Here is a 24562-nt window from a genome sequence, read left to right as displayed (position 1 = left end):
CTACTCGCTGTTGACGAGCAGCGCGTACTGCGCCGCGGCCTTCTGATGGACGGCGGTCTCGTCGGCTCCGTGCACGTTCGCCACGTAGCGACCGTCCATCACCCAGCAGACGTAGCCCAGTTCACGCTGCGCGTCGGTGGTGACGGCGGCGTTGCGGTAACAGCCCGCGTCGGGTACGCCGGGCGGCGGTGACACCGCGTCGTAGCCCGCGCCCACCAGCCGGGCGCGCAGTTTGCGCAGCGCCTTCGTGGCGGAGACGGCATCGGGGAGTCGGATCAGGTCGTCCCAGTCGACGATGGCCAGCCGCTCCACCGGGATCGAGTCGCCCTCACCCGGCGGGTTGAGCCAGCCGTCGGCGACCGGTTCTCCGTAGACCAGCCCCGTCGAGCGCCGGTAGCCTCCCCACCCGGCGACCTTGCCTATCGCCTGCTGATAAGCACTGGGGTAGGGCCACTTTCGCGGTGCGACAGGGAGCGTGCGCTGCAAGATGCCGTCGCGATCCAGGGGCAGCGACGTCAACGTGTCGGCCGGGGTGGGCACGAAGGCGTCGAGCCGCCCGAGTTGCGCGGCGAACGTCGCCGCGGCGAGGTCGGCCATGGCCGTCGAATCCGGTGTCGGATGCGCGATGAAGAGGGTGACGACGAATGCTCCGTGCGCCACCGTCGCGGCCATCGTCGGCACCTGCGGTCGCCAATGCGCGTGTGCGTCGGGATAATTCGGGATCCCGATCGACCGGTTGTCGGGATTCACCGCGAAGTCGTCGGTATCGATGTCCGCGGCGGCCGCGCGTGCGGCGGTGGCGTCGCGCATCCGCAGGATGGTGATGCGCAGGGCGGTCGACACGCCGATCTGCGGTTCGCCCTGCGCATCCGGATGGTCGAGTCCGCCGAAGCTGAAGCCGGCCAGCATGCCGTCCGCGAGAAGCGCGGGGCGGACCGAGTCGGCGAGTATGCCGACGGTCAGGTTGGGCGTCGGCACCGGCGCGGTCGAGAAATCGGTGAGCCCCGTTTGCAGGCTGCCCGGATTGATCACCACGTCCGAGAGCCGGGCCGATTCGACCAGCCGACTGTATCCATTGTCATTGTCGGGCGGTACGGCCAGCGGACGGGTGTCGTATGCGCCGACGTCGAGCTGCGGCTCGGCCCGGCCGGAAATCGTGCCGCATCCGGCCAGCAGCACGGTGAGGGCGGCGAGCACTCCGGTGCAGGCGCGCCTGCGGTCAGATCGGGGCATGCTGCCACCAGGTGTCGTGCAGCTCCTGGGGTGAGGACAGATCGCTGAGTGCTTCCAGGACACAGGAATTGCGTGCGGGATCGTCGAAATTGACGATCAATTTGCCTTCCGGGCCGGTGGAGGTGTTCATCAACCCCCACTTCACCTCGCCGGAGCCGGACTGCCGATGCCACGGCTCGTCACCGGAGGTCGTGGTCAAGTCGTAGGTGACACCCTGACGCTGCATCGGTACGCCCTTGGCATTGCAGGAGATGGTCAGCTCCGAGAGCGGGTCGCGGTCGCCCGAGCAGGTCAGCAGCGCGAAGTCGCCCGGGAGTCGGGACAGGGAGCCGGCGAGGGCCTGCCCGGTGGAATCGAGTATCAGGCAACGGATTCCACGGTAACCGGTGTCGACCGGCGTGGGCGGCAGCAGATCCGGGAAGCGATCGACCACGAAACCGTAGACACCCCAGGGGCCGGAGCTGCCGCTGGTCGTCGGCGTTACCGTCGCGGGCGATATCGCCGTCGCCGTGGAGTGGCCCCGATTCCATTGCCACACGGCAACTCCGGAGGCGGACGCGAGTGCGAGCGTCAGTACCGCGGCGACGGCCCACACCCGGCGACCGCGCCGGGCCGGTGGATTCGTGGTGCCGGTGTCCATCCCGGCCGCCGCGGCGGCCAGTTCCCCGCAACTGGCGAACCGGTCTGCGGGATTCTTGGCCATCGCGCGTGCCACGACGGCGTCGAGCCACTCCGGCAGGGCGGGATCGGCCCGGCTGGGACGCGGTGGTGGTTCGTGGAGGTGGGCGTAGATCACCTCGGCGACCGTGCGGCGAGCGAACGGCACCGCACCCGTCACCAGGTGAAACAGCGTGCAGCCGAGGGCATAGACGTCGGCGCGGGCATCGACGCGCTCGCCGGAGAGCTGTTCGGGGGCTGCGTAATTGATCGTCGCCAGCACCTGGCCCTCGCGGGTCAGTCCATGGGATTCTGCGGCCGCCCTGGCGATTCCAAAGTCGGCAACCATCACCCGCTCGGTGCCCTCGGTGCCTTCGGTGTCGGCGGCGACCAGGATATTGGCGGGCTTCACATCGCGATGCAGCAGGCCCGCGGCGTGCGCCGCGTCGAGTCCGCGCGCCGCCTGCTCGACAATGCGCAGCGCCTGTTGGAGTGGTAGCGGACCGCCGGTGTCGCGGAGTAGGCGCGCGGCGTCCTTTCCCGGCACGTACTGCATGGCGATCCACAGTCGCCCCTCGAATTCGCCGCGGTCATAGATGGTCACCACATTCGGATGCCGTAGCCGCGCAGCCAATTCGGCCTCGCGTAGGAATCGCCCGCGGAACTCGTCGTCGACTCCGTTGGCGGACAACACTTTCAAGGCATCCAGCCGTGGCAGCCGAGGGTGCCGTGCGAGATATACCTCGCCCATGCCACCCGTACCGAGTTCACCGACTATGCGGTACCCGGCAAAAACCTCTCCCCGCCGCATGCACGCGAGTATGCGACCGCTTGTCGCCCACGTCAACGGCATGACGCGCAGGGAATGCCCTGCGCCCCGGGGGAATTCGTCGCCGACGCCTGTCGAGTGCGGGTCGGTGTCGTGTGACCCAGGTCGCTTGGTCGAGCACTGGCTATCGCCTTAAGTGTACGATACCGTTTCGTACGGAACGAGGGTTCATCGACCGGACAGAAGGGATCATCGCCATGCATGTGCCCTACAAATGGCTGGTAGCGACGGCGTTCGTATTCGGGCTGTTCATGGAACTGCTGGATATGACGGTGCTCAATACCGCGTTGCCGGCGCTCGGACGGGAGTTCGGGGTCGATGCCAGCGGACTGCAGTGGCTGGTGTCGGGGTATCTGATCAGCCTGGCGATCTTCATACCGGCATCCGGCTGGATCGCCGACAGATTCGGGGCCCGGCGCGCCTTCGGGTTCGCGGTCGCGGTGTTCACCGGGGCCTCGCTGCTCGCGGCCTCGGCAGGCTCGCTGGAGGTGCTGACGGCGGCACGGTTCCTGCAGGGAATCGGCGGCGGGCTGCTCACACCGGTGGGCACGGCCATGCTGTTCCGGGCCTTCCCGCCCGAGGAGCGCGCGAAAGCGTCTGCGGTACTGGCGATTCCGTCCGCACTCGCGCCCACGCTGGGGCCGGTGCTCGGCGGTTGGCTGGTCGACGCGGTGTCGTGGCGGTGGATCTTCTACCTCAACCTGCCCGTCGGCATCGCCGCGCTGCTGTTCGTGGTCTTCGCGCTGCGCGACGACGATGAACCGGGAGTGGCCGGGCGCTTCGATGCCGCCGGGTTCGTGCTCGCCGGCGTGTCCCTCACCGGGCTGCTCTACGGTCTCGATCGCGGGCCGAGTGCGGGGTGGACCGATCCGCTCGTGCTGATCTGTGTGCTCGGCGGGCTGGTCCTGGGCGCACTGCTGGTGGTGATCGAGTTGCGCAAGGAAGCGCCACTCATCGATCTGCGGCTGCTCCGCGACCGATCGTTCCGGCTGGGCAACCTCATCATGGCCACGGCGACCGGCGCGATGATGGGCGGGATGTTCCTGGTGCCGCTGCTGTTGCAGCAGCAACTCGGCATGAGCGCGACCGCGTCCGGTCTCGTGACCGCCTGCCAAGCGCTGGGCATGGCCGCGGTGATGCCATTGGCGAACTGGCTCTACAACCGGGTCGGCCCGCGGCCGATGCTGATCGTCGGCATCCTCGGTGCGGGGCTCGGCAATCTCGCCTTCTTGACCGTGGACGCGGATTCGTCGGTGTGGCTGCTACGTCTGATCATGTTCGGGATCGGAACAGCCATGGGGCTGAACATGATTCCGCTGCAGGCGTCCACCTTCGCGACTATCTCGGCGGAGGCCACCGCCCGCGCCTCCTCGTTGTTCAGCACGTCCCGGCAGATCGCCTCGGCCGCCGGAGTTGCGGTGGTGGCCTCGCTGCTCAGCGCGCAGGGCGCGAACCTCGCGGGCTTCCACCACACCTTCCTCGTTACGGCGGGGATCGCTGTGATCGGGATACTGTTCGCCTGGCGGGTGCGTCGGGACGATGTCGCTGTCACGGCTCGGCCGAAGTCATTGGAGGAGGCGGTGTGACCGAGCGGAAGAGCGTGGCGACCCGGAGCCGGATGACCCCGGAACGGCTGGGCGAACTCTACGACGCGGTGCTGCGGCTGCTCGCCGAGGTCGGCTACGAGGCCCTCACCCTGGACGCGGTCGCAGCGCGCGCGAAGACCAGCAAGGCCACCCTGTATCGACAATGGAACGGCAAGACCGAACTGGTCGCCGCTGCCCTGCGACATGCCGGGCCGCCGCCCGGCACCGATTCGGACACCGGCACCCTGCGCGGCGACCTGATCGCGCTCGCCGCCCGCAGTACCGACGGACCGCAGGACGCGAGCGTCTTCCAGGCGATCAACAATGCGGCCCGCCGCGAACCGGTCCTGCACCAGGTGCTGAGCGAAATTGTCTTCGAACCCACCATGCGCGCATTCGAAGCGGCAATCGAAAGGGCAGTGGCGCGTGCCGAACTCGGCCCGGACGTACCCGCGATCGAATTCGTGGTCCACATGGTGATGGGCGGAACAATGACCCAGGCAACCATCGAAAGCCGTTTCCCCGACCGCGATTTCGTCATCCGCTACATCGACGCGGTCGTGCTCCCCGCGCTCCGGGTGCGCTGATGGAGAGAGGTGAGAATGATGGAACTTCAAGATTCTCAGGAGGATTCCCGGCTCGGCTCCGATGAGCGGATGCGGCGATTTCTGGCCGACGCGAGCAGCGAGCTACGTCCGTCGCCGGCGGCCATCCAACTGCTCACCGAGCTCTACCGCCGCGATGAGGGCATGGACGTGGCCGCCGCGATGGCCAGTATGGATGCGGAATCACGGCGCATGTCCCGCATCCTCGACGAGCTGGTGATGCACGCGCGGATGGACAGCGAATTTCCGCTGGAACACCAGCCGGTGGACCTCCGCGAATTGCTCGAGGACGTTGTCCGCGCGGTGCATGCCGACACTCCGCAGCGCGCTGTCCGGCTGCTGGACTCGCTGGATGGTCCCTGCGTGGTCCTCGGTGATCGGATCCGGTTGCGGCAGGCGTTGTCCACGCTCCTTCGCGAGGTGACGCCCGGTGCCCGGCCCGAAGCCGTGACCACCGTTCACTTGCTGTCTCGCGTCGATCGGATGCGAATCGAGGTGTCGTCCCGGAGGTTCGCTTCTCCGCTGCTGACCGAGAGTCCGTGCGGCGCAGCGGGATTGCGTCTCACCATGGTGCGTTCGATCATCGCCGGGCACGCGGGCCTGATGTCGGAGGACCTAGCGCCGAACGGCGATCTCACCCTGGTCGTCGAGTTGCCGCAGAATGCGGACTCGGGCCCCTCAGCCGGGTAGTGGGCCGTCGTCCGCCGGCAATTCCTCGACAGTCTCCGGCGGGATTCGCAGCGCGGTATCGATCAGGGTAGAGCGGGCGTATTGCGGCCACGATTTCCGCGTCGGTTATCTCGCGCATGGTTACGTGGTGAGATAGAGGTCGTAGTTGCGGGTGCTGCCGGAATCGCGGGCGTCGCAGCGGAAGTGGACCCAGCCGGGGTGGGCGTCCATATTCGCGCCTTCGGCTTCGCAGGATGTCAGGGTCGGGTAGTTACCGATGAAGACCTGGTCGTAGGCTGCGGCGACGCTTGTGGTGCCGAGAAGTCCGGCGAGGGCGATCAATGTCAGTGTGCCGGTCTTGAAGATGGTCATCTCAGTTCTCCTTCTCGTTGGATCGATCTGGATGATCTGCGGCCGATTTCCGTTCCTGCTACCCGAAAAGCAAATCATGAGTGGAAGTGGGGGTTCCATTGATCAATGCGAGAATCCCGGTGCGGCCGGTTGTGCAGTTTGTCAGGAGCCGCGTTCTCAGCGTCGTCACAGCGGGGGTTCGCTACCGTCGCCAGCCGTGACGGAGATGGTGAATTCGGCGGTCGGTACGGGTCGGCGCACGCTCAGCAAGGTGCCCGAGGTCACCGTGTGGTTCTGGGTGATCAAGGTGCTGTGCACGACGGTGGGGGAGACGTTCGCGGACTGGATCAACAGCACCTTGGGTGTCGGGCTGGATCTCACGGCCGTGGTGTTCACGGTCGTGCTGGCCGCGGTGCTCGGATGGCAGTTGCGCCTGGATCGGTATGTGCCGTTCGTGTACTGGCTGACCGTTGTGGTCGTGAGCGTGACGGGGACGCTGTACACCGACATCCTGACCGATGATCTGGGTGTTCCACTGGCAGTGAGCACTTCGGTGTTCGCGGTCATGCTGGCCGTGGTGTTCGGTGTGTGGTTCGCACGCGAGCGGACCCTCTCCATTCACAGCATCGTGACGCTGCCTCGCGAATTGTGGTACTGGCTGGCCGTTCTGGTGACCTTCGCGCTCGGCACCGCGGTGGGCGACTGGACGCTGCAAGTGACCGGGTGGGGGCCGGGGACCTCGGTGCTGTTGCCCGCCGGTCTGATCGTCGCGATCGCGCTCGGGTGGCGTTTCGGTGCGAACGCGGTGCTGTCGTTCTGGCTGGCCTACATCCTGACCCGCCCGCTGGGTGCGAATCTCGGCGACTGGCTGGCCTCGCCGACCGCCGATCACGGCCTCGGCCTCGGCACCGCGGTCACCAGCGTCGTGTTTCTCGTCGCGATCCTGGCCGTTGTCGTGTTCCTGTCCCGCACCCGCAGCGATGTCCTCGATGATCAGCGGCGGCAGCTCGCGGACCCGAATCCGGTCCGGGAGCGAATCATGCTGGGCTACTACGTGATTGTCGCGGTGCTCGCCGGTTCGCTGCTGGTCTGGGCGGCCGCACAACCGCATGCCGATCGGACCGGTGACGACGAATCCCCGGCCGCGTCGGCGTCAGCGACGTCAGGTCAGGTCACCGCGCACTTCCCGGCCGCCCAGATCGGAACCTTCCGCACCATCACCCAGGACACCCTGGCGAAGGTGCAGGCCGGCGAGCAGGATGCGGCCAAGACGCGGATCAAGGACCTCGAAACTGCCTGGGATCAGGACGAATCCACCCTGAAGCCGCTCGACGGCTCGGCGTGGACCGTGCTGGACGGCCAGATAGACGAGGCGCTGCACGCCGTGCGAGCGCGAAAGCCCGACCAGCCCACCGAAATCCGCACCCTCACGACCCTGCTGTCGACCCTCGGCTGAGTCGCCGCCGCGTGTAGGGCGGCGCGATCCGCGCGTCGCCCCTAGCATTCGGGGTGTGCGCCCAGGCCTATGGTTTCGAATCGTCGTCTGCCTGGCCGTCGTGGGCAGTGTCAGTGGATGCATCGGCGCGGTGGATCGCGCGGAATTCGAGGACCGGATCCGGAGTCGTGGCGGCGGGTTGGTGAGTGCGCTGCCGCTGTCCGCCGTCTCCGCGGTCGAGAAGCGCACTGGGGCCACCGACCTCGAGGTGAACCTCATCCTGCTCACCCCACCGAACTCGACCCAGTTCCGGTTGGTCCTCAACGACCAGCCCGCCCAGGTGACGCGGTTTCTTTCCGGAGGCGACGACATGACCGCCCGCGAACCCACCGTCCGCCTGCGGGTCCGGCCACCCGACCGATCCCGGCAGCTCGACGACTACTCCTTCACCCTGGGCGACCTCAGTTCGCCTAAACCGGTGCGGGTTTCGGCCGCCGACGATCTCGACGGCGAGGACTTCACCGTCAGCGAAGTGCCCGGACTCTCGCACCTCGAAGAGATTGTCGACGCTGCCATGAGCCGGAGTGGACTACCCGACGGTGAGGTCACCGTCCTGGTGGTCAGCCGGTTCGGCCGCGACATCCGCATCGTGGCCAATGTCGCGTCGCCCCGGTCGGAACTGGTGGTCGAATTCGATCGCACCGGCGCATTCCTACGAATGGAACAGGGCTAGCCGATGCCGCGTCCACTGGTGGCAGCCGTCTCGGCCGGTCTCAGCGCCGGCCTTCTCACCACCGTCATTCCCGTCGCCATCTGGCCCGGCGAAGCGGAACTGACTGCGCCCCTGTTCTGTTCGCCACCGACCACCGAAGCCATGGTCGTCTCGGACACCTTCCACGATTCCGAGGGAACCTCGACCAATTACACGCTGTACTGCGTAGGCAGTCGCGGAGCCCTCACCGACGAAGGCTTCGCGCTCCCCATGCTGGTGCTGTTCATCGCCCACTTCCTGATCTTGACAGTCCTGCTACTGCTGGCCGGCCTGGCCCGCCGCGCCGGGCGTTCGTTCCGTCACGATTGATAGCGGGTGCTGCCGTCGATCGGGTGGGTGGTGCTGACCAGCTTCGCGTAACAGTGGTCGCGGTCGAATCCGTTGGCGGCACACCAGCCGATCGCACCGTCGGAGGTCGGGAACGCGACTCCGGCGACGGTGATCCAGAAGTCCGGGGCGCTGAAGGTCGACCATGCCCCGGACCACAGCAGCCGCGCGGTCGGGAAGCGCCGCCGCAACTCCAGGTGTTCGCGGAGGATGTCCGCGTGGTGCCAGGTGATGCCTTCGGCGAAGATGTCGAGTCGTTTCGAGCTGAGTTGGGGCACCCAGCGATCCGCGATATCCCGCAGTACCGTGGGCCGATCCGCGGCTGCGGTCGCCTGCAGTCCGGCCAGGGCCATCGCCTCGGGATCGGTGGCTTCCGCCGACACCGGTGCGGCCGTCACGACCGCGCCGGTCGCGGTGACCGCCGTGTTGGCCCCGCCCGTGCTGCCCGAGCGGTCGATGTCGACGCGCAAATCCGTTGGACTGGAGAGAGTTTCGGCCGGTTGCCAGAACTGCCCGGCCGGGAATCGAAAGACCCGGCGCGCCGAAGCCGGCGGGGAAGGCACCGTCGTGGGTGAGGTCGACAGGTCGAAGATCGCGGATGCGACCGTGCCGGCGGACGTTGACACGGTGATATGAGTTCGACTGGCGGACAGCACGTCTCCGTCGGGACAGGCCGACACGATATCCATGGCCAGATCGAGTGCATCGCCGGCAGGAGTCGCTCCGGCGACCGAGAGTTTCGGCGGGTTCGCACAGGTAGAGGCCGGGTGCGAGCCGGCGATGACCGGCGTCGAGTGGCCGCCGGACCCGCCACGGTCGAACCACAGGAAGCACCCGGCCGCCACGGCGACCACGACGGCCACCACCCCCAGCCGGCCCCACCGGGTTCTCGGCGTCTTGGGCGCGGCGGTGCGCGGCACTGGGAAGGGCGTGGGCGGCATCGGGTAGGGCATGGGCGGCGGGGTGGGCCGACCGGGTGCCGGCTGCACAATGGTTGTCTGCCACAGGGTTTGGGTCGTGGTGGTCGCGGACTGCGGCGGGTGGGTCGATGCGGTCCGGGTGGCATCGGCCAATGCGGGCAACCAGTCGGCGGGAGTGGGCCGCTGCGCCGGTGCCGCGGAGAGCGCGGCCTCGGTGAGTCGTCGCAGCGCGGACGGCACATACGCGGGCAGATGGTCGGGATCCCGGGTGGTCTGGTCACCCGCGAACAGCCGCAGCGCGAGCAATCCGAACTTGTACGCGTCGGACTGCGGGGTGGCGAGCGTTTCACCCGGGTTGGCCGTATGCACTTCCCAATCGGGTGTTTCGACCTGGGTGCTGACGCTGCGCGAGCCCAGCCGCATGGCGTCACAGTCGATGATGTACGTCCTGCGGTGCGGATGCAGGGAGAAGAGCAGATTCATCGGCGACAGGTCCCCGATCGCGATCTGCCTGCGATGCAGGACGGTCAGCGATTCCGCGGCGTGGCTGAGCAATTCGTAGCGATGGCGGTCGGTCAGCGGGATATTGCGCCGGACGAGAACGGAGTCGTCGTTGAGTAGATGTTGGAATTGCGCGGTAGCGGATTTGAGGCCCGATGATACGGTCATACCGATGAAGAACTCGCCCGGAATGGCGGGCATGACGAATCCGATGACCGTGCTCGAGGTGTCGTCCTCAACCAGCCGGCAGGGCCACGCTGCCCGCGAGAGCAGGTCGAATCCATCGGAGAAGGGCAGTGATTCGAGGTAGTCGGGCATCGCCTCCAAGGCCGCCACATCGAGGCTGGGTAGTACATTCGGCTTGTACTCCTTGTAGACCAGCGAATTCGCGTACTGCATGGAGGCATTCGGCGCGTGATAGACGACGCCTTGTCCGCCCTCCGCCAGCCGTTGCAGCATGCCGAGTTGCGAGCGCTTCAATCGCTGCTGTGCCATGGTTGTTCGCTCCCGCCCCGGCTCGGCCAGACTGCGACCAGCGTGCGGTCGTCGTCGAAGGTCTCGCGTGAGAAATCCAATAGGTGCGCGAATTCGAGCGGGCTGGGTATCCGCCCGGTGAACGCGTCTCGGAACAGTCCGCCGACGCTGCCGGTGCCGCCGCCGAGGGGGTCGCCGAAACCGTCCGTGCCGATGAGCAATACATCACCGGGCCAGACGATGAGCTCTGCCGGTTCCACCGTGTGCGGGACCTGTGGCAGGCCGCTCACCGCCGATGAGGTGAGTCCCGCCTCGCTCGCCTCTTTGCCGCCCCAGACCCGGGCGAAATTGCCGCCGGAGAGCAGCCACGCGCCGGAGTCGCCGACGCCGGCGATCACGACCGACAGGGTGGCGTCGTTGTTCGGTTCACACACAGCGCATGTCAGGGTGGTGGCGAGCGCGAGTTCGGCCCGCGCAGCGTCGACCTCCGGCATCGACAGCGTGGTCACGGCGACCTCGTTGAGCTTCCACGCGGTGCTCTCGAACAGCGACCGCCAGGCGATATCCCCCAGATTGCCGGCGTCCTCGGTGACCAGCCATTGCGATGCGTAGCGCACCGCGGTGGTCGAGCCGATATGCGATTGCCCGGCGGCGGACACCCCGTCGGCGACCGCGACGATCAGCCGCTCACGCTGATCGGGGATGGCGATGGCCAGATCATCCTGGCGGGGCGCGCCATTGAATCGATGCAGGTGGCCCCGCATCGACGCGGCGCGAATCGTGAACCCGCCGTGCGACCACCCGTCGATCACGGTGTCGGGGCGATACGGCGCCCGCTGATACTCGTATCCGATTGCCCTGGGCTCGAATTCGAGCGTCGGGTCGCCGATGATGATCGGCCTGCTCGACGGCCATCCGCCCACCTCCGGTGAGTGGTCCTCGGTCGCGGTGGCGGCCGGCTCGTCGCCGGTCCCGGTAGGGGGCGGAACTCGTCTGTCCCGCTTGGGCATCGACCACATCAGACGATGTCCACCGCGAGCGAAACGAAATTGTCCGGCTTCTGGATCTGCAAGGACGCGTTGCCGGAGGCGAGCGCCTGGCCGGAGTTGATCACCGACTGCGTCAGCGCGGTGATGAAGGTCGAGATCGCCAGTCCGGTATCGGTTCCCGCCGCCGTGATGAACGCGTACCGGGTATCGGTGGCCACCTGCTTGATCACTTCGGCATTGGCGTTGCCGATCCCGAAGGCGAGGATGTTCGGTCGCGCGGCGAATCCGGTGAGCCGGGCGTGCTCGGCTTGCCACGGGTCACCGGAATTGGGCGCGCCGTCGGTCAGGAAGAACACCGCGGGCCGGTTGACCAGGTAGCCATCGGCTTTGAGCGCGGCGATGTCGACGGGTATGCGATCGGTGAGCGCGGCGAACGCGGCGGCGAAGGACGTCGACCCGCGCGCGGCGAGCCGCGGCATGATGTCGAGATGCCGCAGATCGGTGGGTTCGAGATGGCATACCGCGGTATCGGAGAACCCGACGACACAGAATCGGACCTTTGCCGCGGCCATCGATGCCAATTGCAATGCGTCGACCAGACTAGCCAGTCCGGAATTCAGATCACCGATGTCATCGGACATCGAATAGGACTCATCCGCCACAAAATAGACCGGTAGGACTGTGGCTTTCGGTTCGGTCATCGTGCGACCACCTTTCTTCCGAAATCGTGAACGTCAAGTGAAACGCGTGCGCTGCGGTGAGTGCGGCCGCAGAATGAGTGATGAGTCGGCAGCGTGGCGATCGAATTTGAGGGCTGAAATAGTGAGCGAAGCTAGGAATTCCCCGTGACGCCGACCTCACCATTCGTCCAAATCGAGGATCTGGTCCTGAACGGCCCTGGCGAACAACGCCGCCTTGGTGGCGGCGCCGCGCCCGGCGGCCACGTACTTGGCGCGAATACGCGCGATGTGTGTACTGACCGTCGCGACCGACAGATAGAGCTCTTGTGCGGCCGCCTCTTTCGAATCACAGCGCAGCCAGGTCAACAGCACTTCGATTTCGCGCGGACTCAGGGCGGGACGGGTATGCGGCGGCGAATAGGTGATTGGCACGGACATCGGTGTTCCTTCCCCGAACCGTCCACCGGCCCCCGCGGCGGCGAACGGATGATCTGCCGGCGGCGTCACGGGAACGTCCTTACCGGTGCGATCAACGATCCTCGGGAACCGATCCGGAAACAGCGGGGCAAATCGCACGCTTGCGGCGAAAGCCGGGCCGAAACCCGTACTCGCACCGGCACGCCGGCAACATCTTGCTCGATGGGGGGTCATTCGTCATGACCGCGACCATGGACTATCGCATTCTGGTGGCGTCGCCGCTGGGCAAGGTCGTGGAACCGGCGTTCGCGGCGCTCTTCCCGCGCTCGACCATTGCCATCGCCGTGGACCGGGAGGCGGTGCGGCGCAACATCATGGACAATGTCCGCTTCGACGTGGTTCTCACCGATCTGGTGTGGAATCGGCCGGAGCTTGCGCTGGAACTCTCCTTCGACGGACTCGACGTGCTGCGGTTGATGCACGAGGCAGATCGGGTCGCGCCGGTGATCCTGGCGGCGCAGGGGCACAGTCTGGAGCGTGAGCATCTGGAGGAGGCCCGCAGGCGCACGGAAGTCGCTGCGGTCTACGAGAAGTCGACCGGTCTCGAGCCGCTGTGCGCCGCGATCCGGGCGGTCGCCCATGGTCGCCGTGAACCGCTGGCCGGGTCGAACCATCCGCGACCGCTGTGCGAACTGTTCGAGGGCCGCCGGGGCGCGACCGCGGCCCGGCTGGCCGGTGCCATCGCCTCGGGACGAGCGGTCGACCTCACCTCGCTCGCCGAGGTCGCCGGCGTCGGCGCGAACACCGCCAGCAAGGTGACCAATCACTATCTGGGACCAATCATTCGCGAACGGGCCGAACACGATCCCGAACAGCCGATGACACTGCCGGTGGTGGCCCGCTGGTGCGGGCTGCACATGCGCTACATCGTGAGCTGGTGCCGGCGGCACGGCAACGGGGATGTCGTGCAGCCCTACGGCTAGCACCGGGGGATCGGTCCAGTTGCAGTCGAGACAACCAGTCTCGCTGCAACGAAAGGACCGCAGCGATGTCTGCACCCACCCCACCACTGGAAGGCCGGGGCTTCATCCACGCCCGAGATCTCCTGCACCGCGCCGCACGACCGGCACCGGCCGGAGTACCGGCGTACGAGCACTTCCTCTCCGCCCACGGCATCGATGCCGAGGCCGTGCGGACGGCGGCGGATTTCGCCCTGGTAACGCCGACCGACAAGGCGGAGTACCTGTCCCGCTACGAGTTGCCCGAATTGATGTGGTCCGGGCGGATTTACCGGGCAGCCATGTGGTCGGCCGGCTCGGGGCAATCCGGCTGCCCGACCTACTTCCCGCGCGGGCGTCGTGCGGCGGTCGAGGCGACCACGATGTTCACCCGCACCGTGCGCAAGCCCTTCCGGGCCGGTACCCGATCGACCCTGCTGGTGGTCGGTTTCGCGGGCGGTGACTGGATCGCGAACACCTACACCGTGGCGGCCGGTATCGGCATGCACGAGCGCGGCGCGCGCGTGTCGGTGGTCGCGCCCGGCATCGATATCGAGGCGATCCTGCACGACATCGCGGTGCTGGGACCGCATTACGACCAGGTCGTGCTGGCCGCCTATCCGCTCTTCGCCAAGGATGTGCTCGATCGCGCCGGTGACGAGGTCCTGCGCCAGGACGTCAAACTCGTACTCGCCGGGGAGATCGTGAGCGAGGGCTTGCGCGATTACCTGCTCGAGCGGCTCGGCAAGCCGGATCGTCCCGGTGATATCCGCCTGATTTACGGCACCGCCGAGGCGGGCGTACTGGGCCACGAGACCGACACTTCGATCACGGTGCGCAGGCTCGCGGGCACCGATGCGGCCCTGTCGCACAGGCTGTTCGGTGATACCGCCGTGATCCCGACGCTGGTCGAGTACGACCCCGAGTACCGGTACTTCGAGACCGACGGCCACGGCCGGTTGCTGTTCACCGTGGATAACGAACTGCCGCTGATCCGCTACCGGATCGGTGACGTGGGCCGGGTGCTGACGGCGGGGGACGTCGAGGAGGCGTTGCGCGAGTGCGGCTACCGGGTGCCGGTGACCACCTCGGCGGCGGGCTGCGGCTTCGTGACCGTGGCGGGTCGCCCCGATGTCGCGACCACGTTCTACTCGGTGAAAATGTACCCGGACGGAGTGCGCACCGCGCTCGCCGACCCGCGCCTGTCCGCGATGGTGAGCGGAAAGTGCGTGTTGGACAGCATGATTGCCCCGGACCATTCGCAGACCTTGACGCTGCAGGTGGAACTCGCACTCGGCGCGCACCCGGAGGCGGGCCTCCCGGAGACGTTGCGCGAGGTCGTCGTTGCCGCACTCGAGCACACCAGCACCGAGTACCGCCGCCTCCGCGAAACCATCGGTGGCCGTGCGGAACCGGTGATCACCGTGCACCCGCACGGTTCCCCGCAGTTTCGCTACACCACCAAGCATCGCTGGACGGGAGGACGGCGATGATCGAGATCCTGGATCCCGCAGCCGATTCCGCGGCCATCGAGGCGGTTTTGGCACCGGAGGCCGGATACCGCTTCGTCGACGGCTGGGCCACCGCGTTGCCGGAGATGGCCGCGCTGGATCGGCAGACCGCCGCCGGACGAGCGCTCGATCCCGAAGGCTACGTCGCCGCGGTGTGGTCGCCGCAGCTGCTCGAGCGGTCGAGCCGATACATCGTCTACCCCTGGCGGCGTTCGGTCGTGAAACTGCCGGAGCGGCACTATTTCCGATGGCTGCGCACCGCGCGCAACCGCTATCTGATCGATGCCGACGAACAATCGGCCTGGGCCGGTGCGCTCGTCGGCATTGCCGGTCTGAGTGTGGGCGCCTCGGTGCTGACGGCGTGTGCGCTGACCGGGGCCGGGCGGTTCCGGTTGGCGGACGTCGATACTCTCGGACCGACCAATCTCAACCGGCTGCCCGCCTCCGTCTGTGATCTCGGCATGTCGAAACTCGAACTGGCACAGCGTCGTACCCTCGAGCTGGACCCGTACACCGAGATCGACCCGTTCCCGCACGGGTACACGCCCGACTGCGCGGCGCGGTTCCTGGGCCTGGGCGCGGGCCGTGAGCCGCTGGCGGTGCTGCTGGAGGAGATGGACGACATCGCTATGAAGGTGGACATTCGCCTGCGCGCGCGGCAGGCCCGGATCCCGGTGCTGATGGTGACCGACAACGGGGACAACGCGATCCTCGACGTCGAGCGCTACGACCTGGACCCGGACTATCCGCTGTTCCACGGCCGGGCAAACGATCTCGGCGAGTTGACCACCGCGCGGCTGGCGGATCCGCGCATCCGCGTCCGGTTGGCCAACCTCCTGGTGGGCTCCGAGGTGACACCGCGTACGCGGTACTCGCTCACCCAGGTCGGGCGGAGTCTGCCGTCGTGGCCACAGCTGGGCACGGCCGCGACCGCCGCGGGCGCGCTCGGTGCGTTGGCGGCCCGGCTGGTGGTCACGCGGGCCGAGTTGCCTTCCGGCCGTTACCGTTTGCGCCTCGACGAGGCGATTCTCGGTGACGCGGCGCACGGCAGTGGCAGGTGGAACGAACTGTCGGAGGAGGAGTTCGCCGCGCTGATGTCGCGGTACTGAGCGAGACCGGCTGCGCGCACCAGGTCATCGGGCGCGCAGCCGGATCACGTTGGCGGAGTGGTTGATCCGGCGATCTACTGCCAGGGTGAGTCGATCCCTTCGGCCGACAGCGCGGCCCGTGTCGCGGTGGCCAGGAAGTCGGCGAGCGAGGCCGCCCGCAGGGCGGCGGTGCCGTTGCCCGCACCGGCGAAGAACGCCCGCGCATCGTCGGCGGCGAGGACGAAGACGATATGGACGGTCACGCAGCGCTGAGCGACGACGGCCATGGCGACGATGATCCGGCCGCAACCGCCGTAGCGCCTGCGGGCGAACGCCGGGTCGAGGTCCCGTGCCCGCAGGCGGTCGATGCCGACCACATTGCCGTAGTGCCACTTCGGGCCGGATCGCGCCCCTGCCCGACGCACCGCGGCGTGTACGGCGTCGATGAGCGAGCCGAGCCGACCGGCCGGAACGCTGACCTCGTAGGGCTGGCGGTCACTCACCACCTCCAGTGTGCGCCCGCGCCCCGCACCGGCGGCAGTCGACGATTCGACCGACAGCGTCGGCTGCCGATGCGGTGACCCGGCAACGATTCTCCGGCATTTCATCTGTTCGGCGGATACTGCGGAATCCGGCTCGACCGTATCGTTCTCGCCATTCACCTGGATCGATGCGAATCGAGAACGGAACAAGGAAATGAGTCACTGCGAGAAATGCTTCAAGCACCTCAACGATTGTCAGTCGTGCAAGGGCAAGGGCGGTAGTAGCGGTCTGGCGGGCCCCCTGCACTGCTCGACCTGCAAGAGCACCGGGCTGGTGTGCAATACGCACGGCGGCCTCTGGAAGAAGTGACCGATTCCCATGAATCCCTGGGAATCCTGTCGATGAATCCGCGCTGCGGTCAGGGGAGAACATGAGCGAGTCGCCATGGCCGAGCGCCCTACTGCAGCACGGTCTCGCACTGCTGGAGGAGGGCGCACCCGCCGATGCGCTGCCGGCGCTGCGGGCCGCACTGGCCGAATGCGAAGCCGGCGACCGGACCGATGACCCGGATCTGACCGAACACACTGCCGAGTGCCTGTATTGGATCGGGGCCGTGCACGGGACCGAGGAGGACTTCGACACCGCGACCGCCGCCTACCGCCGGGCGGCGGATCTGCTCGCGGACGCGCCGCTGGCCGAATTGCCCACGGTGTGCGCGGAAATGGCGGGCCGCGGACTCGTGCTGCTCGAACGTCCGATGGAGGCGCTGCCCTATCTGCGGCGTGCCGCACTGGGATTGGAGCGGTTCGCTGAGACGGAGGAACAGGCCGAATTCGGTGAGCTGTTCGGCGACGCGCTCGCTGCGCTGGAACGCTACGACGAGGCGGTGATTGCGCTGCGGCTGGCGGCGGACCGCTACCTGGCCGTCGATCGGATTCTCGATGCGGCCGATTGCCGCGAATCCTGTGGTGACGTGGCCATCGAACAGGACGATGCGGAGCGCGTCCGCGACGAACATCTCGCCGCTCGTGAGCTTTTCGAGCGCGCGGGTGAGTCCGAGAGCGTCGCGCGCTGCTCCTTCGTCATCGCCCGGGCCAGCAAGGAGCTGGGTGACACCGCGACCGCGGAACGGGAATTCTTGCGTGCCAGAGCGGAGGCGACCGCCGAGGGCGGCGGCCCGCGGGTCGCGAACTGCGATGAGGAACTCGCCGAGCTGTATGTAGCCGATGGTCGTGCCGCCGAAGGGTCGGCCGCACTGAGCGCCGCGGCAGCGGTGTACAGCGCGGCCGGGGACTTCGAGAACGCGGCGTCGAGCCGTTGGCAGGCAGGCCATCTGCTGCTAGGGGCCGGACGACACGACGCGGGCATCGCGGCGTGCACCGTCGCTGCGGAGGAATTGCTACAGGCCGGGCATCCCGAATTGTCGGCCAGGAGCTGGCTCGCGATCGGGGTCGTGCTGCAGAACTGTAGTCGCGTGCCGGAGGCGCGGGCAGCGTATGCGCGGGCCCGCGACTATTACGCATCCCACGCGATGTCCCTGGAGACGGCCGAGTGCGATCTGGAGTTGGCGACGATCTTGATCAGCGAGGATCGCCACGCGGCGGCCGAGGCGCTGCTGCGCACTGTCACCGTCGTCTTCGAGGAGCATCGCGAGGATCCCCGGTACTCGCGATGCCTACTCTATTCCGCTGTCCTGCAGGGCCTTCGTGGTCGAGTGACCCAGGCGCGAGCCCTCCTCCTCGAGGCTCGGCGGGCCGCGTCGGCGGCGGGATCGGACGATCAGGTCCGGGCGTGCCTTATCGAGGAGATCAGGCTGATCGTGAACAGCGGAGGCGATCTGCCCGCGGCCTACCCGATGCTGGAGGAGGCCCGCCGCAGCGCCGAGCAGGGACAGGAATGGGCGATCGCCGCGCAGTGCGTGGAATTCACCGGCCTGTGTCAGCTTCTGCAAGATCGGTATGCCGAAGCGGAGACGACGTTGACGCAGGCGCGTGCCGCCTACCGGCTGCTTGGGTTGACGGTCCAGGCCGCCCAGATCGATCTGCATCTGGGGCGTCTGTATTCCCTGACCGGGCGCATAGCCGAAGCCGAAGCGGCGGTGGCGGGCGGCAGCGCCGTACTCGAGGAGGTATTCGGGGCCGACCGCTATCTCGCTATCGCCGAGAACATGATCGGCAGTGTCCATTTGAAAGCCGGTCGATATCCGCTCGCCGCGGCGGCGTTCCGCACGGCCGAGGCCGCATTGGAGCGATCCGGACTGCCGTTGCAGGCAGCGGTCGCCCGGTTGAACGTCGGCTCCGCCGTGATGTTGCAGCAGGACTTCACGACCGGTATCGCGCTGATGACCTCCGCCATCGATGTTTTGAACGCCGAGCCCTTCTATCACCTGTATCGGGCGATGGGGCTGGGGAACATCGGAGGCACCGAGATACACCTGGGGCGTTTCGAGGAGGCCAACTCGCACCTCAACCAGGCGCGAGCGCTCTACACCGAACTGGGCATGGTGGTGGCGGTCGCGAAAATCGATCTGCTGATTGCGACCGCGGCTTCGATGCCGGGTGGGCCGCGGGCGTGGCGTGCGGCTCTAGAGCGCGGCGTGCCTGCGGTGGTGTTCATCGACGCCCAGCGCTTCGGGTTCGAGGCCGCGCACACGCGGATCTCGTGGGGCGCGCTGCACGCGGTAGCACAGACAGCGCTGTTCGATTGGGCCCACCAGCTCGGCGACACGGCCCTGCTGGCCGACCTGGTCGAGACCGCCATCAATTCGGGAACCCATGTGCCGGAACAGGCCCCGCGTGCCACCGACGAGAGCGACCTCCAGGTGACGTTGGCGGCATTGGCGGCCTCGGACGCCGACGGCACGGAAACCGCCGCGTCCCAGCAGCTCTCGGCCTCCGGACTCAGTGGCGCGGCGGCCTTGATCTCCGGCGCCATCCTGCCCATGCGCCCGCCGCCACGCCTGCTCATGCCGGATGGTCACGTGGCGCTCGCCGACCACCTCGCCGCCGCCGATGCCCGGTACCAGCCGATCGCCCGTCCCGGGGAGGTGCGGGTGTGGTGACCGAATTGTCGGTGGCCGAAACGGAATCCGAGCCGGCCGATACCCGGAGCGCGTTCGTCGGCTCCTGGGTGCGCGCGTCGGCTCGCCGCGCGCCGATCGACAGCAAATGCCTCACCCATCAGGTGAACGCGTGGTCACTGGACCTGTCGAGAACCGGGTGGGTGGCGAAAAGATATGGACCACAGGCAATTGCGTGCGCGGGTGCGCCGCCGGGCATACCGCTGCGCGGCTGGGAGGGCGTCGCCGAGATGTACCGCGACTTCGCCGATCCACTCGCGCGGTACGTGGTCTCGTACTATTACGAGACGTGGGCCCTGCGTCCCAGCGGCATCCCCTATCGTCTGCGGGACCCCATCCGCGAGCAGGCGCGATCGACAGCGTGCACGGCGGTCCATCACCGTCTGCTGCACGGCTCGGCACAGGAGGACGCCGTGCTCGTGACGGAACCGATCGCCGGGTCGTTCGTGGCCGATCTCGCTGCCGATACGGTGAAACACCGTGTCGCGCATCGTGCCGCGGCGGTGCTGGCCTTCGCCGACGGCGTGTTGGACCAGGCCCGGCTGCTCGATCGCGATCACGTCGCGGTGGCCCGAGGCGGCGGAGTGCCGATCGCGGCCGTGGCGCCGCTGGTGGCCCGATTGATCGACACCGCCGACCGGCTGATCGAGGATTACGGCGGAGATCTGCCGGACGAGCCCGCGGCGGTCGCGGCCGCCGATGAGCTGCTGGCGTTCGCCAGGACCGAGTACGAACGTGTCGCCGAGGCGATCCGGCAGCACACTCTGCTCGACGAGGATGCGCCTGCGGCGCTCGAACGTCGTTCGCAGCACCTCGGGGAGGTATGGGGCAGGACCCATCGCGCACTCACCCGCATGATTCGCCGTGGTAGCGCCATGACCGAGGAGGATGCGCGGCGGATGTTCTACGGGCGGCTGGGATGGCTGACCCGGCGCGACCAGATGCGTCCGGTGTCGCGGATCGATGTCGCGGATGTGGCCGCGCCCCGGGCGGATCCGGGCGGCGTGCACGATCTGCTCGGCCAGCTGCGCGGGCACCTGCTGCGGGATGCGGGTGAGATCCCGCTGGGCCTGGGCGGGTCCGCGGAGTACGAGCTGACGCTTCGGCTGCTGGGACTGCCACGGCTGGAAGCCGAAATCCTGCTGCGCGACCCCGAATTGCTGAGCGAATGGTGCGCCGCGGCCTGGGCCGGGCAGCGCCCTGAGCGCGCGATCGCCATGGATGGAACCGCCGCCGCCGATCTCGTCGGGCATCTGGTCCGATGGGCCGCCGAACGAGCGGGGTACCGGCCATGACCGAACCGACCGGACCGAGCCGCCGCGACGGCGATCCGCTGCCGATCGTCCTCGGTGGCATCGAAATGCGCCGCGGCCCGAGGGGATTGGTGTGGCGATCGGAGACCGCCGCGGCGGTCGCGGAGATCCAGGTCCCCGTGGGCCCGGGAGTCTCGGTGACGGTCGACGCCGCTGATCCCGCCACCGTGCTCGCCTTCGACCTGGACCCCACCGTCGACCCTGCGCCCCTGGCGGCCGCATGTACCGAGGACGTGTCCGCACTCGTGGAGGCGGTGCGGTCCGCAACCCGGACGCCCGCCACACAGCCACTGCGGCTACGTCCCCACTGGGCCCGGCACGCACTCGTGGTCGCTGTCTCCCAACGGTTCCCGGAACCCATCCACGAGGGGGCGCTACTGCTCGATACAGCGGCAGCGGATCAGGGCGTCGGCGACACCGCGTCGGCGTCGGCGATGGTGAGCTGGGTGATTCCCGTGCTGAGCGAGCTCGCCTCGGACTGCCTGAACGATCGCCTCACCGGGGCGGCCGCGGCCACCTTGACCGAGGTGGCGCGGCGCTGCGCCGAGGCCGTCGCCGGGCTGGACCGGGGTCCGGAGGTGGCCGAAATCGCCGAACTCCTCGCCGCCAGACAGGCTGTCGTGGACGACGGGTTACTGCGCGAGATTCTCGAATATCTCGCGCGCGCAGGCGATTCGGGGCTTGCGTACAACCTCGGCGACTCGCCCGACGATACCGGGACAGCGGTCGAGGACGAGGCGGAAGTGGACCTGCTGGCGGTTCCACCGCGCATCCTGCGGTGGAACGGCGCGCGGGAGCCGGAGATCCGGGTCGAGCGGGTGTCCCCGGACTCGGTGGACATGCGCGTTCGGCTCGCCTCGGAGGTGGATCCACGCTGCCGTGAGGTCGGCACGCTGCGGGCCTACGCGGCCGATGGGCGCGACGGCAGCCTGCTGGCCACCGCCGTCGTGCGTCCCGACGGTCGAAGCCTGCTCGGCCACTTGAGATTCGGTGGAAAGCGAGGGCTGGAACCGGTGTACGGGTTGTTCTCCGCCGATCTCGGCCCGGGGGTGATCCGTGCCGATCCGACCGGGCAGGCCCTGCGGGCGATCGATCGTCTGATGATCGGTGCCTGGAGTGCGCACCGGATGGCGATCTGCACGGCGGCCGGTGTCGACCCCCGGTCCGCGGCCGACCTGCGTGAGCAGTTCGCGCTGTCCGCACAGGGCATGGTCGTGCGTGCTCGATCGCTGGCGTCGGCCGCCGCGGATCGGCTGGATGCGCTGGCCGGGCACATCGCGGTCGAGGACCCGGGGCTCGGTGATCGGCTGGTGGCCCGGCGAGCGGCGGTCGAGAGCTACCTCGCGGTGCTCGACGGTCCCGCGCTCCACGTCGCGCCCGGCGCGGAACCGCTACTGGCGGAACAGATCCCCGCCGACCATCAGGAAGGGGAGCCGGGATGAGCGGGACGCAACGAGTGAGCGAGCTGCTGGTGCGCGCCGCCGACGCCGGCGACACCTACCTGTCGTGGACCTGGTTGGACGGCGCGCCCGCAGCGCAGGTGGCACGACTGAATTCGCCGGAGCTGAACGCGGCGCTGACCACTCTGCGGACCGCGATGGTGCATCCGCAGCGGATCGAAGGCCCGGGCCCCAACGGTATGGAATCCGATGAGCAGGCGGCGATTCGCGCGTTCGCCGACGGGGCCTTCGCGTCGCGGGCGGGGGAGGCGGAACTGGCCGCCCGGCTGGCGGACGCGGTGCTCCCGCCACAACTGCGCGCCGAATTGGTGACCCGGGCGGCGGCGGGGCCGGTACGGATACGGGTCACCCCGAGTCCTCGTCTGGCGCAGGTGCCGTGGGAACTGCTCTGTGTCGACGCCGACCGGCGGCTGCTCGACCTCGCCGTCGTCACCCACGACCCGCCCGCGACCCTCTATGTCGCGCGCAGCAGGCGGCCGGATCCGTGGGAGCAGGTGCGCGGGCTGCCGCCCGCACACATCATCGACCCGATCCTGCCCGCGAGCGCGCGCCACCGGATGCGCAATGTGTACGTGGAATTCGCCGACCACGCCGCGATCGCCGAGATCCGCGGTCGCGTGGACGCCGGTGACGGCGGCGCGGCCCGAACACTCGCAGACCCGAACACCGGCCGGACCGTCACCCTTACCCCCATCCAAGGGGAGATCACCCGGGTGCAGCTCGCGGCGGCGCTGTCGGGTGGCTGTTCCCGGCTGTTCTACTTCGGACACGTCTCCGCGGTCGCGAACGAACCCGGTTCGGCGGCAATCCATCTCAACGATGTCACCGGGCCGCCGGGGGAGGGTGCCTGGGGGCTGGCCGCGCCGTGGGTGTGCGCGGGCGCGGCATCCGGCGCCGTCCCACGCGGCACTCATCTGCCATTGTGTGCGCTGGATCTGCTGCTGGGTACGAGCGGCGCACAGGACCCGCGGGTGTGGGCGCGCTACGGCGCGGTGGAAGCGCAACCCGGACATGAGATCTGGCGGATGCCGACACGGGTGGCGATCATCGCGTGCGAGGGCGGCATCGATTTCCGCTCCGCGGAGACCTTCGGCCTGATCATGGCCGCGCTCGACGCAGGCGCCGAAGTGGTGACCACCACCCGCTGGGTGCTGCCCACTGACGCCGCCTTCCGCCGATTCACCGCACTACCCCCGGCGAGACACCCGACCACCGAGCTCGCGCTGCGCGTCGACGCCGCGCACGGCGGCACGGATCCGATTGCCGCGCTGACCGATTGGCAGCGCGGACAACTGCGCGCCTGGCGCGACACCGGGGACCTCGGATGCACGCCGCTGCTGTGGGCCTCGCTCACCACGACGCTCGCGCCGGCCGACCGGGCCTGACCGGATACCGGCCGGAAAACGACACTGCCCGGCGGTTGCGGATAGCCGTTTGTCGTCCGATCGCACGACTGCCGGTGGCGGTGGGGGAGCGGGAGAATCGACGGCGAAGACCCGTCACGTCCCCTCGTAGCCGCCGAAAGGCACAGCTGTGCATACCTTTTCCACTCTCCGACACCTCGCCGGCGCGGCCGCCGACCGCCCCGCCGCGATCGCGCGGTAGCCCGCCATGCTCTCGAACCGAATGCTGGCCGCGGTATTGCTGGTGGACGCGACGGTCGACGCCGCGCGGGACGCGGCGACGGCCGAGCACGACCGTCGCCGCGCCGAAGCCGAGCAGCAGATCAGGAATCAGCAGCAGGAGGAAGACCGGCGGCGCCGGCGCATCCTGACGCAGTCGGGTCAACTCGCCCTCGCAGCGGTCGCGGCCGCCTTCGCCACGGCACTGTTCGGGGCGATGTGTGCCGCATTCTCTCCGAACATCGCGCACACGGTCTGGTTTGCCGCCGCCGACGTCCACAAGGTGACAATGGGCAACTTCGTGGGACTGTGGATCTACATCAGCATCACGCTGCTGTTCGCGGTCGTGGTGCTGGCGGTGCTCGGGTCCGTACTGCCCTATCCCTTCCAGTCCGAAGTCGTATCCACCTCCGCGCGATGGGGTTTCGGCATCGGCATCGTCCTGTTCCTCATCCAGGCCGTCCAGGGCGCGGGCGCCGGAGTGTGGTGGTTGCCCGCGGTGTTCGCCGTGTTCGGCCATGCCGGATACGGGCTCGTGCGGCGCGCACGCGAGGACGGGTAGC

At 68.2% G+C, this 24562-nt stretch carries 23 protein-coding genes; 15 read left to right on the top strand and 8 right to left on the bottom strand.

The annotated features are described in order from the left end of the window. Together ACFXHA_RS32880 and ACFXHA_RS32875 are read right to left on the bottom strand one after the other, a co-directional pair. Positions 1–1233: a hypothetical protein gene (locus ACFXHA_RS32880; protein ID WP_379363034.1), complete on the bottom strand. Its 1233-nt coding sequence runs from the start codon at positions 1231–1233 to the stop codon at positions 1–3. Next, on the bottom strand, positions 1220–2701 hold the full coding sequence (locus ACFXHA_RS32875; protein ID WP_379363032.1) for a serine/threonine-protein kinase: 1482 nt from the start codon (positions 2699–2701) through the stop codon (positions 1220–1222). Before ACFXHA_RS32875 ends, ACFXHA_RS32880 begins: the two co-directional genes overlap by 14 nt. 215 nt (positions 2702–2916) lie before the next feature. On the opposite strand from ACFXHA_RS32875, the gene ACFXHA_RS32870 reads away from it, so the two are divergent. Genes ACFXHA_RS32870 through ACFXHA_RS32860 form a run of 3 tightly spaced genes read left to right on the top strand, consistent with a single transcriptional unit; the run spans position 2917 to position 5600 of the window. Next, positions 2917–4305: an MDR family MFS transporter gene (locus ACFXHA_RS32870; protein ID WP_379363030.1), complete on the top strand. Its 1389-nt coding sequence runs from the start codon at positions 2917–2919 to the stop codon at positions 4303–4305. Next, on the top strand, positions 4302–4892 hold the full coding sequence (locus ACFXHA_RS32865; protein ID WP_379363028.1) for a TetR/AcrR family transcriptional regulator: 591 nt from the start codon (positions 4302–4304) through the stop codon (positions 4890–4892). The genes ACFXHA_RS32870 and ACFXHA_RS32865 overlap by 4 nt, the downstream gene beginning before the upstream one ends. Before the next feature lie 18 nt (positions 4893–4910). Then, a complete protein-coding gene (locus ACFXHA_RS32860; RefSeq protein WP_379363026.1) occupies positions 4911–5600 on the top strand; it encodes a sensor histidine kinase in 690 nt (229 codons plus the stop codon). 120 nt (positions 5601–5720) lie between these two features. Here the strand turns inward: ACFXHA_RS32860 and ACFXHA_RS32855 are convergent, their stop codons facing one another. Next, positions 5721–5951, bottom strand: a complete 231-nt coding sequence (locus ACFXHA_RS32855) for a hypothetical protein (RefSeq protein ID WP_379363025.1) — start codon at positions 5949–5951, stop codon at positions 5721–5723. 196 nt (positions 5952–6147) lie between these two features. Here ACFXHA_RS32855 and ACFXHA_RS32850 point away from each other — a divergent pair, with 196 nt between their 5' ends. From ACFXHA_RS32850 to ACFXHA_RS32840, 3 genes are read left to right on the top strand one after another with little or no spacing between them, the layout of a single operon-like run. Beyond that, positions 6148–7386 carry a hypothetical protein gene (locus tag ACFXHA_RS32850; protein WP_379363023.1) on the top strand — a complete coding sequence of 413 codons (1239 nt, stop codon included), beginning with the start codon at positions 6148–6150 and terminating at the stop codon, positions 7384–7386. 55 nt (positions 7387–7441) lie between these two features. Further along, complete coding sequence (locus ACFXHA_RS32845) at positions 7442–8098, top strand: hypothetical protein (RefSeq protein WP_379363021.1); 657 nt, start codon at positions 7442–7444, stop codon at positions 8096–8098. Between the two features lie 3 nt (positions 8099–8101). Beyond that, positions 8102–8446 (top strand): hypothetical protein, encoded by a 345-nt coding sequence (locus ACFXHA_RS32840; protein ID WP_379363019.1) that lies wholly within the window; start codon positions 8102–8104, stop codon positions 8444–8446. Here ACFXHA_RS32840 and ACFXHA_RS32835 read toward each other — a convergent pair. The 4 genes from ACFXHA_RS32835 to ACFXHA_RS32820 form a co-directional block, all read right to left on the bottom strand. After that, complete coding sequence (locus ACFXHA_RS32835; RefSeq protein ID WP_379363017.1) at positions 8437–10380, bottom strand: hypothetical protein; 1944 nt, start codon at positions 10378–10380, stop codon at positions 8437–8439. The two genes, ACFXHA_RS32840 and ACFXHA_RS32835, sit on opposite strands and share 10 nt — an antisense overlap. Beyond that, positions 10362–11369 carry a protein phosphatase 2C domain-containing protein gene (locus tag ACFXHA_RS32830; protein ID WP_379363015.1) on the bottom strand — a complete coding sequence of 336 codons (1008 nt, stop codon included), beginning with the start codon at positions 11367–11369 and terminating at the stop codon, positions 10362–10364. Before ACFXHA_RS32830 ends, ACFXHA_RS32835 begins: the two co-directional genes overlap by 19 nt. A gap of 8 nt (positions 11370–11377) precedes the next feature. Next, positions 11378–12049, bottom strand: a complete 672-nt coding sequence (locus ACFXHA_RS32825; RefSeq protein WP_379363013.1) for a VWA domain-containing protein — start codon at positions 12047–12049, stop codon at positions 11378–11380. Between the two features lie 156 nt (positions 12050–12205). Next, positions 12206–12535, bottom strand: coding sequence for a response regulator transcription factor (locus ACFXHA_RS32820; protein WP_379363011.1), 330 nt, complete (start codon positions 12533–12535; stop codon positions 12206–12208). A 149-nt stretch (positions 12536–12684) separates the two neighbouring features. On the opposite strand from ACFXHA_RS32820, the gene ACFXHA_RS32815 reads away from it, so the two are divergent. The 3 genes from ACFXHA_RS32815 (at position 12685) to ACFXHA_RS32805 (ending at position 16063) form a co-directional block, all read left to right on the top strand. Further along, positions 12685–13428, top strand: coding sequence for a response regulator (locus ACFXHA_RS32815; protein ID WP_379363009.1), 744 nt, complete (start codon positions 12685–12687; stop codon positions 13426–13428). Between the two features lie 65 nt (positions 13429–13493). Further along, the gene (locus ACFXHA_RS32810; protein WP_379363007.1) at positions 13494–14936 is read left to right on the top strand and encodes a phenylacetate--CoA ligase family protein; all 1443 of its coding nucleotides are present in this window, start codon (positions 13494–13496) and stop codon (positions 14934–14936) included. Next, the gene (locus ACFXHA_RS32805) at positions 14933–16063 is read left to right on the top strand and encodes a ThiF family adenylyltransferase (RefSeq protein WP_379363005.1); all 1131 of its coding nucleotides are present in this window, start codon (positions 14933–14935) and stop codon (positions 16061–16063) included. The genes ACFXHA_RS32810 and ACFXHA_RS32805 overlap by 4 nt, the downstream gene beginning before the upstream one ends. 74 nt (positions 16064–16137) lie before the next feature. Here ACFXHA_RS32805 and ACFXHA_RS32800 read toward each other — a convergent pair whose 3' ends face one another. Then, the gene (locus tag ACFXHA_RS32800) at positions 16138–16545 is read right to left on the bottom strand and encodes a hypothetical protein (protein ID WP_379363003.1); all 408 of its coding nucleotides are present in this window, start codon (positions 16543–16545) and stop codon (positions 16138–16140) included. Between the two features lie 193 nt (positions 16546–16738). Here ACFXHA_RS32800 and ACFXHA_RS32795 point away from each other — a divergent pair, with 193 nt between their 5' ends. The 6 genes from ACFXHA_RS32795 (at position 16739) to ACFXHA_RS32770 (ending at position 24561) form a co-directional block, all read left to right on the top strand. Then, positions 16739–16894, top strand: coding sequence for a hypothetical protein (locus tag ACFXHA_RS32795; protein WP_379363002.1), 156 nt, complete (start codon positions 16739–16741; stop codon positions 16892–16894). A gap of 61 nt (positions 16895–16955) precedes the next feature. Further along, a complete protein-coding gene (locus tag ACFXHA_RS32790; RefSeq protein ID WP_379363000.1) occupies positions 16956–19586 on the top strand; it encodes a hypothetical protein in 2631 nt (876 codons plus the stop codon). Further along, the gene (locus tag ACFXHA_RS32785; RefSeq protein ID WP_379362998.1) at positions 19583–20899 is read left to right on the top strand and encodes a hypothetical protein; all 1317 of its coding nucleotides are present in this window, start codon (positions 19583–19585) and stop codon (positions 20897–20899) included. The genes ACFXHA_RS32790 and ACFXHA_RS32785 overlap by 4 nt, the downstream gene beginning before the upstream one ends. Then, entirely contained in the window at positions 20896–22359 is a 1464-nt protein-coding gene (locus ACFXHA_RS32780; RefSeq protein ID WP_379362996.1) for a hypothetical protein, read from the top strand. The genes ACFXHA_RS32785 and ACFXHA_RS32780 overlap by 4 nt, the downstream gene beginning before the upstream one ends. After that, entirely contained in the window at positions 22356–23762 is a 1407-nt protein-coding gene (locus tag ACFXHA_RS32775) for a CHAT domain-containing protein (protein WP_379362994.1), read from the top strand. The genes ACFXHA_RS32780 and ACFXHA_RS32775 overlap by 4 nt, the downstream gene beginning before the upstream one ends. A 226-nt stretch (positions 23763–23988) precedes the next feature. Next, positions 23989–24561, top strand: a complete 573-nt coding sequence (locus ACFXHA_RS32770) for a hypothetical protein (RefSeq protein WP_379362992.1) — start codon at positions 23989–23991, stop codon at positions 24559–24561. Position 24562: the final 1 nt, after the last annotated feature.

This window comes from Nocardia sp. NPDC059240 (assembly GCF_042753865.1).
Lineage (GTDB): Bacteria > Actinomycetota > Actinomycetes > Mycobacteriales > Mycobacteriaceae > Nocardia.
This window is presented reverse-complemented; position numbering and strand designations above follow the sequence as displayed.

Bases quoted from the DNA above. Each gene is read 5' to 3' on its own strand.
- ACFXHA_RS32775 (WP_379362994.1), top strand. From the start codon at position 22,356: ATGAGCGGGACGCAACGAGTGAGCGAGCTGCTGGTGCGCGCCGCCGAC.
- ACFXHA_RS32790 (WP_379363000.1), top strand. From the start codon at position 16,956: ATGAGCGAGTCGCCATGGCCGAGCGCCCTACTGCAGCACGGTCTCGCA.
- ACFXHA_RS32810 (WP_379363007.1), top strand. From the start codon at position 13,494: ATGTCTGCACCCACCCCACCACTGGAAGGCCGGGGCTTCATCCACGCC.
- ACFXHA_RS32870 (WP_379363030.1), top strand. From the start codon at position 2,917: ATGCATGTGCCCTACAAATGGCTGGTAGCGACGGCGTTCGTATTCGGG.
- ACFXHA_RS32780 (WP_379362996.1), top strand. From the start codon at position 20,896: ATGACCGAACCGACCGGACCGAGCCGCCGCGACGGCGATCCGCTGCCG.
- ACFXHA_RS32795 (WP_379363002.1), top strand. From the start codon at position 16,739: ATGAGTCACTGCGAGAAATGCTTCAAGCACCTCAACGATTGTCAGTCG.
- ACFXHA_RS32835 (WP_379363017.1), bottom strand. From the start codon at position 10,380: ATGGCACAGCAGCGATTGAAGCGCTCGCAACTCGGCATGCTGCAACGG.
- ACFXHA_RS32875 (WP_379363032.1), bottom strand. From the start codon at position 2,701: ATGCGGCGGGGAGAGGTTTTTGCCGGGTACCGCATAGTCGGTGAACTC.
- ACFXHA_RS32855 (WP_379363025.1), bottom strand. From the start codon at position 5,951: ATGACCATCTTCAAGACCGGCACACTGACATTGATCGCCCTCGCCGGA.
- ACFXHA_RS32840 (WP_379363019.1), top strand. From the start codon at position 8,102: ATGCCGCGTCCACTGGTGGCAGCCGTCTCGGCCGGTCTCAGCGCCGGC.
- ACFXHA_RS32825 (WP_379363013.1), bottom strand. From the start codon at position 12,049: ATGACCGAACCGAAAGCCACAGTCCTACCGGTCTATTTTGTGGCGGAT.
- ACFXHA_RS32805 (WP_379363005.1), top strand. From the start codon at position 14,933: ATGATCGAGATCCTGGATCCCGCAGCCGATTCCGCGGCCATCGAGGCG.
- ACFXHA_RS32815 (WP_379363009.1), top strand. From the start codon at position 12,685: ATGACCGCGACCATGGACTATCGCATTCTGGTGGCGTCGCCGCTGGGC.
- ACFXHA_RS32880 (WP_379363034.1), bottom strand. From the start codon at position 1,233: ATGCCCCGATCTGACCGCAGGCGCGCCTGCACCGGAGTGCTCGCCGCC.
- ACFXHA_RS32770 (WP_379362992.1), top strand. From the start codon at position 23,989: ATGCTCTCGAACCGAATGCTGGCCGCGGTATTGCTGGTGGACGCGACG.
- ACFXHA_RS32830 (WP_379363015.1), bottom strand. From the start codon at position 11,369: ATGCCCAAGCGGGACAGACGAGTTCCGCCCCCTACCGGGACCGGCGAC.
- ACFXHA_RS32860 (WP_379363026.1), top strand. From the start codon at position 4,911: ATGGAACTTCAAGATTCTCAGGAGGATTCCCGGCTCGGCTCCGATGAG.